Genomic DNA, 14103 nt, shown 5'->3' with positions numbered 1-14103 from the left:
TCCAGAAGGCGGCGGAAATGACTGAGATCCACGGCTTCGCCGAGCTTGCGCGCGGTCATCGTGGAGAGCGAATGCATCGCCTCCCAGAAGAGTGCCAGCATCGTTGGATCCTCGCCGTCGAACATCGAGGATTGCACTGCCGGGTCCCACGTGGTTGGCCGGTTCGTGCGCAGCGCTTCGGTAAGTTTGCCCCAGCCCGCGTAGAGCCGCTTGTCGGCCATCTGCACGAAGCCACCGAAGTAATACGGCTTGCCGCGCACGAGATAGGCTTCACTCAGGGGCGTATTGCGATAGCGGCGGTCCGTTTTCTCCAGGAGCCCGAGTGCAGCGCAGCCGGTCAACAGCATCTCGGCCGGGCGTGGATGCAGACCGAGCGCTTCCGCCAGCTCCGCAACCGTGATGCCGGCGCCGCCCGCAAGGCGGCTGAACAGGTCCAACTCGTGTGCAGCGGCCAGGGTCTTGAAGGCCCAGAAACTGGTCGCAAGCGCCATCAGCGGGACGGCGGAGGGAAGCTCCTGCGTGGTGACGATCGGTGGATCGGCCGCACGCAGCCTTGTCTCGCCCGAGATCGAACCGGGCTGGCGGGCAAGCGTTGCCCTGTGCGCAGCAGCGCGCTGATGGTTGGGCATAGTGCTCTCCTCAGGTGTTGAGGGTTAATTCGCAGCTCTCAAGCCGCGCGGTGGTCTTCAGCACAAATCCACTAGTCGCACTCTCGACGAGTGATAGACGCGAATTTCCGCTCGAGGCATTTCAGCCTCCCAGTTCCAGCCATGCGCTCCTTCCCTTGGCGCTCCTTCCCTTTCCGCCGAGGCAACGGTAAGGAGACTATAGGACCGATAGAAGTGCCAATTCATCGACTCCTGGCCAGTCCAATTCCGGTTCGCCGACGGCTCTGTAGAGCAATACGTCCGCAATGCCTTTTCGGCGCCGCGACCTTCCTCACCTGGAACGGCCGGATCAAGGGCGAGCGGACCCAGGCCTTCCTCGCGCGGTTTTTCGAGGACCGCCTCGCCGAACCGGACAACGAGGCCTGGATCGGCTGGCTGGGGTCGATCGCGCTACTCGGCTTGCGCGAGCTCGTGCCACTGGTCGACGATGCCTGGAAGCAAGATCTTATTCCAGAGTTCTCGTACAGCCGAGAGGACTTCGACTTTCTTGAGGCCGAGCAGCGGCCCGACGATATCGGGCGCTCAGAGGAGCGTTGGCTCGGCCCGATCGAAGACACGCTCGAGGCGCTGCAGGTGGCCGACTACGTGGACGATGATGATGAACACTTTCAAGGCTGCTAGCTTCTCGCAATCATAAACATTCCCTCGTGCCGCCGGTTCGACGGCACGGGTGTCATTCACTTGCGATACTGCGCCGGTGGCTGCGGGTTGTTCGCCGGATTGGTATCGTGCTTGGAAAGCCGCGTGATCAGCTTGCCACCGACCAGCGGCTGCAAATCCGATTCCAGCGCGTCGGCGAGCGGCTGGGCATAGACTTCATTGCCGTCAACGTAGAGCGTGAACGACTTGAGATATTTCGCCTGCTTTTCGGGATTCTCGATCGTCGCTTTCGTCCATGCGTAAAGCGGATAGTTTTCAGCACCCCGCTTCTCAGCTTCAGCCACATAGTCGGCGAAGGCATCGAACTGACACTTCATCGTCGCATGATGCTTGGCGAGGATGTCCGCTAGCGGCTTCATCGTCGGATTGTCGGGATCGCGCCGCGCCATCGTGGCAAGCTCGTCCCCGAGATAGATCCGCACCTGGTATTCCCATTGCTTGTCCATCGTTGGCTTCTCCGCAAAGTGCCTCGTTGATGCGACGCTACTCCTCTCGCGATCCATACAAAAGCGGTTGATTGCCTTTGCAGAAATCACGAAGCCGAGTCAGCCGATCCGCATCGAAAGCTCGACGTCCTCGCCGAAGGGCGTGGACATATAGCCGTTCGCGGGCAAGCGTACATGCGCCAGGTAGTCGGGGCTGTAATCGGCGTTATCGGCGACGATGAAGGCACCCGGCCTGAGACGGCTTTCCACCAGGCTCAGTATCTCGGGATAGAGCGCCTTGGCGCCGTCGAGTAGCAAGAGGTCGATCGTATCAGGGAGATCAACCCTCAGCGTCTGCAAGGCGTCTCCCTCTCGGATCTCCACGAGGTCGATGAGACCGCCGGCCGTCAGATTGCCCCGGGCCCGCGCCACCTTGGACGGTTCGAACTCGCTGGTAATCAGGCGGCCACCGCCATTGTCCCGCAGGGCTGCAGCGAGATGCAGGGTCGAAATGCCGAATGAGGTCCCGAACTCGACGATCGTCCGCGCGCGCGAGCCTCGCGCCAGCATGTAGAGCAGCGCGCCAGTCTCGCGCGAGACGGCAAGCGGAAGATCTTTCAGGCGGCCGTAGAAGTCGCGGTAATCGGTCTTGCTTTGCATCAGGCGCGACCGCTCCGCTGGCGAGAGATCGGCCACTGCAGGGTTCGCCGCGGGCGATGCCGCGTCGGCCTCTTCGAACAAGCGATCCAGCAATGGCGCAAGCGGGGTGGTGGTCAGGGTGGTCATGCAGGTCTCCGGTATGAAGTGAACGCATCCTTGCGCTGCGACCAGAAATACGACTAATTCGTCGCATTTCCTATTCGCGTTCCCAGGCCACTCCATGACTGATCGACCAAGCGCCCGGATTTCCTCACGAAAACAGCCCAAACAGGCCCGCTCGGCGGACCTCGTCGCCGCGATTTTGGACGCTGCTGTTCAGGTTTTGGGGAAGGACGGCGCGCAGCGCTTCACTACGGCACGCGTGGCCGAGAAGGCCGGCGTCAGTATTGGATCGCTGTATCAGTACTTCCCGAACAAGGCGGCGATCCTCTTCCGGCTTCAGAGCGACGAATGGCGGCGGACAACCGAGCTGCTGCGCGGAATCCTCGAGGACGAGCAGAGACCGCCGCTCGAACGGTTGCGGACCCTGGTCCACGCCTTCCTGCGCTCGGAGTGTGATGAGGCCGCGATGCGCATAGCGCTCAATGACGCCGCCCCGCTCTATCGCGATGCGCCCGAGGCGCAGGAAGCGATGGCGTCGGGAGAACGCATCGTTCAGGCCTTCATGCAGGAGGCGCTGCCCGAGGCCTCGGAGGCAACTCGCGCATTGGCCGGCGAGTTGATCATAACGACGCTAACCGAAGTGGGCAGGCAGTTCTCGGAGACACCGCGCGCCCCCGCAGAGATCGAAGACTATGCCGATGCCATGGCGGATATGTTCTGCGCCTACCTCAAGCACCTCGAACACAGCTGAGATCAGCGCCAGCCACAGTGGACCGATGAGCGCCGCGGCCAAGGATGATCGCAGCGGCGCGTCCGCTACCTCAATGCGTGGTGATCCAGGCGCGGGCTTCGCGCTGCGCAGCAGCAATCTCCGCTTCCGTCATCTGCTCGGCGATCTCGCGCCGCATCGCCGTCGCATCCGTGCGGCCCTTCAGGGCAGCAAGGTTGAACCATTTGTGCGCGGCGACCAGGTTGACCACGCCGGAGCGGCCGCTCGCCCAATAGAGGCCCCGCTCGAACAGCACGTCCGAGAGCGCGGTCGCGTCCACCGGAATGGCCGTCTCCAGATCGATATGTCCCTGAAACATTCTTGTAGCTCCCCTTCTTATTGTTGGCCGCCTCCCCCGAGCGCGGCCCCCGTCCACTTCTAACGCCTTCTCCAACGCCGTTTGCCGGCTTGTTGAAGGGGATCATGCCGGGCAAATTTGAAGGGCAGTTTAAGTATCGCGATGAACGGCGTGTAAACGCGCGGGGCGCGGCCAGTTCCCGGAATCCGAGAAGTGCCTGCAGCACAATGGTTTATGCGTAGTGGTGAAGTCCGGTTTACCGTGCCGGTTGGCGGAACGATAACCATCGCGCGCAAACGCCGACAGGGGCGCGAAAGCATTGCCGCCCGCCATATCGGCGGCAAAGCGAACCGGTCGTCATGCAAGGGAGATCAGGAAATAAAAAAGCCGGCACCAGATGGCCGGCTGTTGGAACGAGGGCGTCGGCGAACACGTCAGGATCAGATCTCACTATGGGCTTTGGGCCCTCATGAAATTGCGGAGCCGAATAGAGGTCCGCACCGAACGAAGAAACCTGTTTCTTCTGCCGGACCGACTTCGAAGGGCGAACCCTTCTTGGAAAGGCGATCCAGCCGTTTGACCTGATGTCTCGCCGACACCCTCTTTCGTCAACCGGAGCCGCCTGGGTGGATTGCTTCAGGGAAGCAGATCGTCCGAAGGTCCGGGTGACGCGCCGGCGTCAATCCGCCGGCATCCTCTCTTGGGCGAGATTTACTTCTTCTTCTTCGCGACCTTCTTGGTCTTCTTCGCAGTCTTCTTCACTGCGCTCTTCGCCTTCTTCGCCTTCTTAGCTTTCTTCGCCATGTTGCCCTCCAATATCGTGAGATGGCTTTACTTCGCTGCGTGCACTCGGGAATCGAGATGCACTGCATCCCGAATACACCAACACATCGAAAAAAACAGTGTCCCGCTTAAGGAAGTGTTGATGTTGCGGGCTGCGAAAAGTGCGCGCGCGCCAAGCACAAGCACGACGCGGCGCGCACGTGCTGATGCAAGAAATGCAGCAATGATCAACATCGACGCTCATCGCGAATGCAGAAAGTGCCTGTGCCACAGTCCTTTCTTGAATTCTCGTTTCTTCGCGTATGAAGTCGCGGCGATGTCGGCGCTACTCGTCACGCCGGCCGAGAACGCGTCGCGCGGGCGTTGAGTGGCCAATTCCGGCCACAAAAAAAATTTCGTGGGTAAGCCGCATTCGCGGCATCTCCACCCGCCGAAACGGCCTTTTCGGACGAATCGCGGTCGACCGATTCGGTGGAGGGACGATCCCGAGCCGATGATTGAAGGCGCCGCGCGCCAGCCGCGGACGCCTTCGCGCATCGCGCAGAGTGCCTGCTGCAATGCCGTTGGCGTCCGCGCGCGAGGTGTCAGAGGCCGAGCTTCGACTTCAGGAGATCGTTCACGGCCTGCGGGTTGGCCTTGCCGCCGGACGACTTCATCACCTGTCCGACGAACCAGCCGATCATCTGCGGCTTCGCTTTCGCCTGCGCGACCTTGTCTGGATTGGCGGCGACGATGTCGTCGACCACCTTCTCGATCGCACTGAGGTCAGTGACCTGCTTCATGCCGCGCGCTTCGACAAGCGCGCGCGGATCGCCGCCCTCCTGCCAGACGATCTCGAACAGGTCCTTGGCGATCTTGCCGGAAATCGTCGCCTCGCCGATCAGGTCGACGATCGCGGCAAGCTGCTCGGAGGAAACGGGCGAACCCGTAATGTCCCGGCCTTCCTTGTTGAGGCGCCCGAACAATTCGTTGATCACCCAGTTGGCCGCAAGCTTGCCGTCGCGCGCGCGATCGGCGAGGCGGGCGAGCACGGCCTCATAGAACTCCGCGCTTTCGCGCTCGGCCACCAGCACGCCGGCGTCATAGGGCGACAGCGCCAAGTCGGCGATGAAGCGCGCCTTCTTCTGGTCCGGCAGTTCGGGAAGCTTCGTCTTCAGTTCGTCGACGAACGCCTGGCTGAACTCCAGCGGCAATAGGTCGGGGTCGGGAAAATAACGATAGTCGTGCGCCTCTTCCTTGGACCGCATCGAGCGCGTTTCGCCCTTGCCCGGATCGAACAGTCGCGTCTCCTGGTCGATGGTGCCGCCTTCCTCGAGGATCTCGATCTGGCGCCGCGCCTCATACTCGATCGCCTGGCCGATGAAGTTGATCGAGTTCATGTTCTTGATCTCGCAGCGGGTGCCGAGCGGGCCACCGGGCCGACGCACCGAGACGTTGACGTCGGCGCGCAGATTGCCCTTCTCCATGTCGCCGTCGCAGGTGCCGAGATAGCGCAGGATCGAGCGCAGCTTGGTCACATAGGCCTTGGCCTGCTCGGCATCACGGATGTCGGGCTTGGAGACGATCTCCATCAGTGCGACGCCGCAGCGGTTGAAATCGACAAGGGACATCGAGGGCGACCGGTCGTGCAGCATTTTTGCGGGGTCCTGCTCCAGATGCAGCCGCTCGATGCCAACGGTGGCGGTCCTGCCGCCCTCGAGCTCGACGATCACCTCGCCCTCGCCCACGATCGGCGACTTGTACTGGCTGATCTGGTAGCCCTGCGGCAGGTCGGGATAGAAATAGTTCTTGCGGTCGAACACGGAACGCAGGTTGATCCTGGCATTCAGCCCGAGCCCGGTGCGCACCGCCTGCCGCACGCATTCCTCGTTGATCACGGGCAGCATGCCCGGCATCGCCGCGTCGACCAGCGAGACATGGCTGTTCGGCTCGCCGCCAAACGCGGTCGAGGCGCCCGAGAACAGCTTTGAATTGGAGACGACTTGGGCATGGATCTCCATGCCGATCACCATCTCCCAGTCGCCGGTCGCGCCCTTGATGAGCTTGTGTGGTGTGACAGGTGCGTTCATTGGTCTCGGTTTCCGGACAACTGATATCTGGGGCGGCTTTCGGCTTCGCGCAACGGACCGCGCCAGTCAAGCCGGGGCACATGATCCGAAAGGATCATGCTCAACAAAGGGACTTGAGCGGTCAAAGCCCGCGTCGAAACGCCTGGTAGGACTTGCTCAGGCGGAGCGCGTCGGCGCCACCCGCGATCAGCAGGTCGACCTGCTGCGGCGGCAATGCGAACCGTGTCGGGATGGCGTTCAGGATGCCCGCGCGCTCCTCGCCCAACTGGTCGAAGCCGAGGCGCTCGATATAGAAGTGGACGTCACCGCATTGCCAGTTCCCGCCCGCGCCAAGCCGGGCGCGCTCCGCCGCCGACAGGCCGCACCGCCACCGCTTCAGCTTGCCCGACCATTCGGTGGCAAGCGCCGAGAATGCCGCGTAGCTCGACCGCACGCTGGAATCGATCGCGGTATCGGCCGCCGCCGCGACCAGCTCCACCCCGCTCGGGCCTTCGATGCGCTGCGCGAAATCGCCGGAGATGCCGCGCCCGGCATCAACAACCATGAACAGGATCCGTCTCAGCTTCACCGCCTGCTGCTCGGTCAACGGTTCGTACGGCCGCTCCGCCGCCAGCAGGCCGATGCTGAGACCGGACAGGCCGAAATTGTCGACGAGCCCGCCGTCCAGCAGCTTCACGTAGCGCATGGAGCCGTCGCGGTAGTGTGCATTGGCCTCCGCAAACGAGCGCAGCAATGGCTGCGCGTTCGGATCGCGCCGCACGCGTTCGAGCCAGGCCGGCAGCGGCTTCGAGCAGCCGCCGGGATAGGTCTCCAGCACGATCGGCGCGAACGCCAGCGGTACCGCGGCCGATGCGGCAACCGCTTCGGACACACGGTAGGAGCGGATATCGCTGCACAGCGCGTCGAAGGAGGTCTTTCCGAACACGAAGGGCGTGCGGTTATAGATATCGGAGGCGTTGATCCAGACCTTCGGCCGCCTGTCCTCACGCAGCGCATCGAACCGCGCGCCGTCGAACAGATTCTGGTCCAGCCACTCGGTGAGCTGGCTGTTGTTGACGCCGCCGGCGAGCGCGCGACCGATATTGCCGAGCGAGACCTGGGTCTTCAGCCCCTCTTCCGCATTGCGCAGCAGGAAGCGCTCGCGAAAATCGTCAAGCGCGGCGCGCTTCTTCAGACCGAAATAGGCGGCGGTGATCGAGCCGCCTGATACGCCGGAGACGAAGTCGACGCGGTCGAGCAGCGTTTTCGCCTGGCCCGAGCCGCCGTGAGAGCGGTCAAGCTCCTTCAGCACGCCGAACGAGAAGGCCGCCGCGCGCGTGCCGCCGCCGGAGAAGGACAGTGCGACCAGAACGTCATCGTCATAGCTTGGGACGTCATGCCCGACATTGCTGTCGGCGCGTGCTTCGGCAAGGGGCACGTTGCTCGGCAGGTTGTAGACGGTTGCGCATCCGGCAAGCCCGACCGCGAAAATGGCCGTCAGCGTCGTCGACAGCCACGCCCCTATACCCGATCTACCCACAAACTCTCTCTTGCCGCAGCCCCGCCACGCGTCCGCTTAAGCCTATCGCGGGCAATCTGGGCGCCCGCGTGGCGCGCACAGACGGGCCAATGTCCATCTGGGCGAATTGAACCGCGGTCAGGTAAAGAAACCGCGTCAAAATGAACCACGAACGCCTTCACAACTTGGAGAGATCAGAGCGTTTTCGAGCGAAGTCGACACCGGTTCGCATAGCAATCAAGTTTACGCAGATTGCGTAGACTTATCTGCGCAGAAAACGCATCAAAACAAGAATATCTAGAGCAGCGCGGAGACGATCCGCTCCCATTCGGCATCGAGGGCGTCCTTGGCTACCGGCTGGCCCGCCTGGCGATACCAATAGCCGGCATTGCCAAGATCGCCTTCGACGCGGTGCAGATAGGCATGCACCCAGGCGGCTTCGGCCGTGCCTTCGTCCTGCACGATACGGTGCGCCTTGTCCCAATCGCCTTTCGCCGCCCACCACAGCGCTGCCAGCGGCGGCGACAGCGAAGGCTCCGGCGCGGCGTCTTTGAGGCTGGCGCGGAAATCCGCCATCTCACCACCACCTCGGCGGCGTGAAGCGTCCGGCCGCCTGCTCGATCACTTTGCCAAGCGAGAACAGCGTCTCTTCATCGAAGGGCCGCCCGATCAGCTGCAAGCCGAGCGGCAGGCCCTGCGCATCCTTGCCGGCGGGGACCGCGATGCCGGGCAGACCCGCCATGTTCACGGTCACTGTGAAAATGTCGTTGAGATACATCTCGACCGGATCGGCCCCGCCCTTCTCGCCAACGCCGAACGCCGCCGACGGTGTTGCTGGCGTCAGGATCGCATTCACGCCTTTGGCGAAGCAGTCCTCGAAGTCCTTCTTGATCAGCGTGCGCACCTTCTGCGCCCGCAGGTAGTAGGCGTCGTAATAGCCGGCCGAAAGCACGTAGGTGCCGATCATGACGCGGCGGCGCACCTCGTCGCCAAATCCTCCGGCGCGGGTGCTTTCGTACATCTCGCCGATACTGCGGCCGGGCACGCGCAAGCCGTAGCGGACGCCGTCGTAGCGCGCCAGATTCGACGACGCTTCCGCCGGCGCCACGATATAGTACGCCGGCAGCGCGTATTTGGTGTGCGGCAGCGACACGTCCACCAGTTCGGCGCCTGCGGCCTTCAACCATGCCGCACCTTCACTCCAGAGCTTTTCGATCTCGGCCGGCATGCCGTCGAGGCGATACTCCTTGGGGAAGCCAATCTTCATCCCCTTCACCGACTTGCCGATCGCGGCCTCATAGTCGGGCACGCCGATATCGACCGACGTGGTGTCCTTGGGATCATGCCCCGCCATCGAGCGCATCAGGATCGCGGAATCGCGCACCGTGCGCGCGATGGGACCGGCCTGGTCGAGCGAGGACGCGAACGCGACGATGCCCCAGCGCGAGCAGCGGCCGTAGGTCGGCTTCACGCCGACAGTCGCGGTGAACGCAGCGGGCTGGCGGATCGAGCCGCCGGTATCGGTCGCGGTCGCGCCCATGCAGAGCAATGCGGCGACGGCGGACGCCGAGCCGCCCGAGGAGCCGCCGGGCACCAGATGCGTGTTGGAGCCCTCGCGCCGCCACGGATTGACCACCGGGCCGAAGCACGAGGTCTCGTTCGACGAGCCCATGGCGAACTCGTCATTGTTGAGCTTGCCGAGCAGGATCGCGCCGTCGCGCCAGAGCTGCGAGGTCACGGTCGATTCGTAGGGCGGCACGAAATTGCCGAGGATCTTCGAGCAGGCGGTGGTGCGGATATCGCGCGTCGCGAACAGGTCCTTGATGCCGAGTGGGATGCCGGCGAGCGGACCGCCCTCGCCTTTGCCGATCTGCTCGTCGGCTGCCTTAGCCATTTCGCGCGCGCGGTCCGGCGTCTCCAGCACATAGGCGTTGAGCACCCGCGCCGCTTCGATGGCGGCAAGATGCGCATCGGTGAGCTCGCGCGCGGTGAAGGACTTGTTCGCCAGGCCAGCTCTAGCCTCGGCGATCGTCAGCGATGTCAAATCGGTCATTTATTGATCGGGCTACAGAAGAATGGAGACAGGGTCTTGTCGTCGGCGGGATCGTCCTTTTTGGCGCGCGCCTTGTCGGCGGCCTCGAGCTGATCGAGCACGGTTTGCATCACCGCATTCGGATCGGCAGCCTTGCCTTGCCGCTCCATCGCGTCGAGATAGTTCATGTAGGCCTGATAGGCCTTTTCATCGTCGCAGAGCAGACACATCGGACTTCCCGCAAGTGAAAGTGGTTATTCGACGACCTTCGGCACCAGGAAGAAGTGATTCTCCGTGGCCGGCGCATTGCGGACGATATCATCGGCAATCTCGCCGTCATTGACCACATCGGCGCGCTTCTTCATCTCCATCGGCGTGACAGAGGTCATCGGTTCGACACCCTCGACATTCACCTCCGAAAGCTGCTCGACGAAGGCGAGCATCGCGTTGAGCTCGCCCTGCAGATGGGGAACTTCAGCCTCGGAGACCGCGATCCGCGCAAGATGCGCGATGCGGCGGACGGTCGTGGCGTCGACTGACATTATATATAGCCTTTGGGCAGCAAGATCAGCCCGCCGTATAGCAGACGCCGGTTTTGCGCCGCAACCCGCTGCCCTTCACCTCTCCCGAAGGGAGAGGTCGGCGCACAGCGCCGGGTGAGGGGTTATGGTCCCTCGATAGAGCTGCGGCGCCCTCACCCGATTTGCTGCGCAAATCGACCTCTCCCCGCTGGGGAGAGGTGTAGACGCTAGCTGCCCAAGGCGCCCATCCGCGCCAGTGCTTCGCTGGCCAACGCCCGCGTCAACTCGGCCGCCGGCAGTTCGCGGCCGAGTGCCAGCGCCTGCCCGGCCCACAGATTGGTGAAATCGACCCTGCCGAGCTTTTCGGCAGCCGCCTTCAGCGGCGCCAGTGCGGTTGCGGCATGCGGAAAGGCCGGCGCGTCCGGCGAGATTGGCCCGATCTCGGACATCACGCGGTTGGCGATCCCACGGGCCGGCCGCCCTGTCATCACATTGGTGATCACGGTGGAATCGTCCCCCGCCTGCGCCAGCGCGGCACGCGCCAGCGGGCTCACTTTGGATTCCGGGCAACGCAGATAGGCACTGCCGACCTGCACGCCCGAGGCGCCCAGCGCGAACGCCGCCGCGATCCCGCGCCCGTCCGCAATGCCGCCAGCCGCGATCACCGGCACCTTCACCGCGTCAACAACCTGCGGCACCAGCGCGAAGAGGCCGGGCTGCTCGGCAATATTGTCGGCTAAGAACATGCCGCGATGGCCGCCCGCCTCCGCACCCTGCGCGATGATGACATCGGCGCCGCGCTCCTCGAGCCAGACCGCCTCCTTCACGATGGTTGCCGACGACATCACGATCGCGCCAGCGCCCCGGACACGCCTGAGCAGCCGCTCCTCCGGCAGGCCAAAATGGAAGCTGACGACTTCCGGCTTCAATTCCTCCACCACTTCGCACATCGCGTCATCGAACGGCGCGCGGTTGGCAGCGTTGACGGGCGCCGCGGGATCGAGCCCAAGCTCTTTGTAGTAAGCCGCAAGCCGCGCCTTCCAGCGCGCCTCGCGCTGCGGATCCACATTGTCCGGCTGGTGGCAGAAGAAATTCATGTTGGTCGGCGCGGAGACGCGCTGGCGGATGATGTTGACCTGCTCGCGCGCCTTCTCCGCCGTGAGCATCGCGCAGGGCAGCGAGCCGAGCGCGCCGCCTTGCGCGGCCGCGATCACAAGGTCTGCGTCCATCACACCAGCCATCGGTGCCAGCACGATCGGAAACTCGATTTTGAACAGGTCGATAATTCGGCGGTCCGGCCACACGGTTTGTCTCTCCTTTGAGGGATCGATGCTCGGCCCGGTCAATACCGCGTCATCGTCATCCCGAAAATCTGGACGGCGAGACTAGATCGAACTAGCATTCTCGAAAAACGAATACCAGAGAACACTGCCATCTCAATAATGAAACGCGGGCCGCGGCCATGGAACTGACCGATCTCCAGACCTTTGCAACGGTCGCCCGTCTCGGCGGCATCACCCGCGCCGCCGACGAGCTGCACACCGTGCAGTCCAACGTCACTCAGCGCATCAAGGCGCTCGAGGCCGAGATCGGCACCGCGCTGTTCGACCGGCACAGCCGCGGCATGACATTGACGGGCGCCGGGCGACGCCTGCTCCCTTACGCACAACGAATGGCCGCACTCTCGCGCGAAGCGATGCTGGCCGCGCGCGATGATGGCGAGCCGAAGGGACCGCTCGCGATCGGCTCGATGGAGACGACGGCCGCCGTCCGGCTCCCGGTGCTGCTCGCCGAATTCCATCGCCGCTTTCCGGCGGTGCGGCTGACGCTGAAGACCGCGACCACGGCCGATCTTGTCACAGCCGTGCTCGATGGCACGCTGGACGGCGCCTTCGTGGCCGGCCCGATCGACCACGCCGAACTCAGCGCCACCTCCGCCTTCCGCGAAGAGCTGGTGCTGGTCACCGCGCGCCGCTGGGCCAACCTCGCCGCCCTGCGCGCGGGCACATCGAAATCCGGACCGACCGCGCTGGTCTTCCGCACCGGCTGCACCTATCGCCAGCGGCTCGAGCAGATCTTCACCGATTTGGGCTGGCCGTCGGCCGCACGCTTCGAGCTCGGCACGCTCGACGGCATGGTCGGCTGCGTCGCCGCCGACATGGGTGTCACACTGTTGCCGCGCGCGGTCGTCGAGCGCAACGCGTTGCATGCCAGCGTCAGCATACACACGCTCGACCCGTCCTATGCGCGCGTCGACACCATATTCATCCAGCGCCGCACCGCTCATCAATATAGCGCGCTGCAGAGTTTTGTCGCCTGCCTCGACAAGGACGATCAGGTCATCGCGGCCTGATCGATCGTTCCGCTCCGCGAAATTCCGAAAAGCCGCGTCATCAAAAATTTTTGGATCGTCGTGCGCGGCTACGTTAGTATGCGGCGCTTTCTACCAACAACCATAACGTCAACATCTGGGAGGGACTGCGATGCGCACCGCATTCATGTTGTGCTGTTCTGTTGTCTTGTTGGCTACGGTCGGAAGGGCAAGCGCACAAGACTGGACCAAGTCGAAATGGGGGCCGAACGATGAGATCGGCGCCGCCAACTACATGACGCCTGAGCTCGTCCTCAAAGCCGCATCCTTGGTGAAGACCGGCAAGACCTACGCGCTCGGCATTCCCGTCGACACCAAGACGCCGGCCTATCCGCCGCGCACCTTCAAGATGACCATCGTTCAGCCCGGACAGGCGGGCATCTCGGGCATCGGTCCGAACAAGGCCACCTACAATGACGACATCCTCGACACCTGGGTCGGCATCGGCAGCCAGATCGACGGCCTCGGCCATCTCGGCATCGAGCACGTCTACTACAACGGCAACAAGCTCGCCGATTTCGCCGATCCCACCGGCTTGAAGAAGCTCGGCATCGAGAAGGTACCGCCGATGGTCACCCGCGGCGTGCTGCTTGACATGGCCGCCTATTACAACACCGACGTGGTCAAGGAGGGCACCGCCTTCAACGTCAAGGAGATCGAGGAAACCGCGAAGAAACAGGGCGTCGAGATCCGCCAGGGCGACGTCGTGATCTTCCACACCGGCTGGCTCAGCCTGATCGGCAAGGACGACAAGCGCTATTCCGCAGGCGAGCCCGGCCTCGGCGTCGAGGGTGCCAACTATCTCACCGGCAAGGGCGTGGTGGCCATCGGTGCAGATACCTGGGGCCTCGAGGTGCTGCCGTTCGAATCCAAGAATGTGTTCGAGGTGCACCAGATCCTGCTGGCGAAGAACGGCACCTACATCCTGGAGAACATGGACACCGCCGAGCTCGCCAGGGACAAGGGGTATGAGTTCCTGTTCGTGCTCGGCCAGCCGCGCTGGCGCGGCGGCGTGCAGAGCATGATCAACCCCGTCGCGATCCGCTGACGAACTCAAGCAGCCCGACTCGCGGCAGACCCCCATCCCGACCTTCCCCCTTCAGGGGCAAGGAGCGCAGCAGTGCTGACGGCTGCGCCTCACCTCCCCTTGAAAAGGGGAGGTCGGTTTGCGCGCCAAGCGCAAACCGGGTGGGGATCACCTCTCTCCACTCGGGCAGCGTGACTCGTGGCAGGACCCCCATTCCAGC

Annotated in this window: 16 protein-coding genes; 5 read left to right on the top strand and 11 right to left on the bottom strand. The window is 63.5% G+C overall.

The annotated features are described in order from the left end of the window. Window positions 1-629: methyltransferase family protein (locus J6497_RS21390; RefSeq protein ID WP_225706254.1), on the bottom strand; the 629-nt coding region annotated here is incomplete at its 3' end. 213 nt (window positions 630-842) lie between these two features. Between J6497_RS21390 and J6497_RS21385 the strand changes: the two genes are divergently transcribed. Beyond that, window positions 843-1289 (top strand): hypothetical protein, encoded by a 447-nt coding sequence (locus J6497_RS21385; protein WP_225706253.1) that lies wholly within the window; start codon window positions 843-845, stop codon window positions 1287-1289. 56 nt (window positions 1290-1345) lie between these two features. On the opposite strand, the gene J6497_RS21380 is transcribed toward J6497_RS21385, so the two are convergent. Together J6497_RS21380 and J6497_RS21375 are read right to left on the bottom strand one after the other, a co-directional pair. Next, window positions 1346-1774: a hypothetical protein gene (locus J6497_RS21380; protein ID WP_225706252.1), complete on the bottom strand. Its 429-nt coding sequence runs from the start codon at window positions 1772-1774 to the stop codon at window positions 1346-1348. Window positions 1775-1873: 99 nt separating this feature from the next. Further along, entirely contained in the window at window positions 1874-2539 is a 666-nt protein-coding gene (locus tag J6497_RS21375) for an O-methyltransferase (RefSeq protein ID WP_225706251.1), read from the bottom strand. Between the two features lie 94 nt (window positions 2540-2633). Between J6497_RS21375 and J6497_RS21370 the strand changes: the two genes are divergently transcribed. Further along, on the top strand, window positions 2634-3266 hold the full coding sequence (locus tag J6497_RS21370; protein ID WP_225706250.1) for a TetR/AcrR family transcriptional regulator: 633 nt from the start codon (window positions 2634-2636) through the stop codon (window positions 3264-3266). A gap of 70 nt (window positions 3267-3336) precedes the next feature. Here J6497_RS21370 and J6497_RS21365 read toward each other — a convergent pair whose 3' ends face one another. Next, window positions 3337-3603: a hypothetical protein gene (locus tag J6497_RS21365; protein ID WP_225706249.1), complete on the bottom strand. Its 267-nt coding sequence runs from the start codon at window positions 3601-3603 to the stop codon at window positions 3337-3339. Between the two features lie 985 nt (window positions 3604-4588). Between J6497_RS21365 and J6497_RS21360 the strand changes: the two genes are divergently transcribed. Further along, window positions 4589-4732: a hypothetical protein gene (locus tag J6497_RS21360; RefSeq protein WP_225706248.1), complete on the top strand. Its 144-nt coding sequence runs from the start codon at window positions 4589-4591 to the stop codon at window positions 4730-4732. A gap of 217 nt (window positions 4733-4949) precedes the next feature. Here the strand turns inward: J6497_RS21360 and gatB are convergent, their stop codons facing one another. From gatB to J6497_RS21325, 7 genes are all read right to left on the bottom strand, one after another. Then, window positions 4950-6434, bottom strand: a complete 1485-nt coding sequence (gene gatB, locus J6497_RS21355; protein WP_225706247.1) for an Asp-tRNA(Asn)/Glu-tRNA(Gln) amidotransferase subunit GatB — start codon at window positions 6432-6434, stop codon at window positions 4950-4952. Between the two features lie 121 nt (window positions 6435-6555). Next, complete coding sequence (locus tag J6497_RS21350; RefSeq protein ID WP_225706246.1) at window positions 6556-7953, bottom strand: patatin-like phospholipase family protein; 1398 nt, start codon at window positions 7951-7953, stop codon at window positions 6556-6558. 276 nt (window positions 7954-8229) lie between these two features. Beyond that, window positions 8230-8508, bottom strand: a complete 279-nt coding sequence (locus tag J6497_RS21345; RefSeq protein WP_225706245.1) for a hypothetical protein — start codon at window positions 8506-8508, stop codon at window positions 8230-8232. Between the two features lies 1 nt (window position 8509). Then, complete coding sequence (gatA, locus tag J6497_RS21340) at window positions 8510-9985, bottom strand: Asp-tRNA(Asn)/Glu-tRNA(Gln) amidotransferase subunit GatA (RefSeq protein WP_225706244.1); 1476 nt, start codon at window positions 9983-9985, stop codon at window positions 8510-8512. Next, window positions 9982-10194 (bottom strand): hypothetical protein, encoded by a 213-nt coding sequence (locus J6497_RS21335; protein ID WP_225706243.1) that lies wholly within the window; start codon window positions 10192-10194, stop codon window positions 9982-9984. Before J6497_RS21335 ends, gatA begins: the two co-directional genes overlap by 4 nt. A gap of 24 nt (window positions 10195-10218) precedes the next feature. Beyond that, window positions 10219-10506 carry an Asp-tRNA(Asn)/Glu-tRNA(Gln) amidotransferase subunit GatC gene (gene gatC / locus J6497_RS21330; protein WP_225706242.1) on the bottom strand — a complete coding sequence of 96 codons (288 nt, stop codon included), beginning with the start codon at window positions 10504-10506 and terminating at the stop codon, window positions 10219-10221. Between the two features lie 206 nt (window positions 10507-10712). Then, window positions 10713-11789 carry an NAD(P)H-dependent flavin oxidoreductase gene (locus tag J6497_RS21325; protein ID WP_225706241.1) on the bottom strand — a complete coding sequence of 359 codons (1077 nt, stop codon included), beginning with the start codon at window positions 11787-11789 and terminating at the stop codon, window positions 10713-10715. 158 nt (window positions 11790-11947) lie between these two features. On the opposite strand from J6497_RS21325, the gene J6497_RS21320 reads away from it, so the two are divergent. Together J6497_RS21320 and J6497_RS21315 are read left to right on the top strand one after the other, a co-directional pair. Continuing rightward, entirely contained in the window at window positions 11948-12838 is an 891-nt protein-coding gene (locus J6497_RS21320; protein ID WP_225706240.1) for a LysR family transcriptional regulator, read from the top strand. Between the two features lie 130 nt (window positions 12839-12968). Next, window positions 12969-13904, top strand: coding sequence for a cyclase family protein (locus J6497_RS21315; protein WP_225706239.1), 936 nt, complete (start codon window positions 12969-12971; stop codon window positions 13902-13904). Window positions 13905-14103: the final 199 nt, after the last annotated feature.

This window comes from Bradyrhizobium cenepequi, assembly GCF_020329485.1.
Classification (GTDB): Bacteria; Pseudomonadota; Alphaproteobacteria; order Rhizobiales; family Xanthobacteraceae; genus Bradyrhizobium; species Bradyrhizobium cenepequi.
Note: the sequence above shows the minus strand (reverse complement) of the source record. Positions and strands in the feature narration are given on the sequence as shown.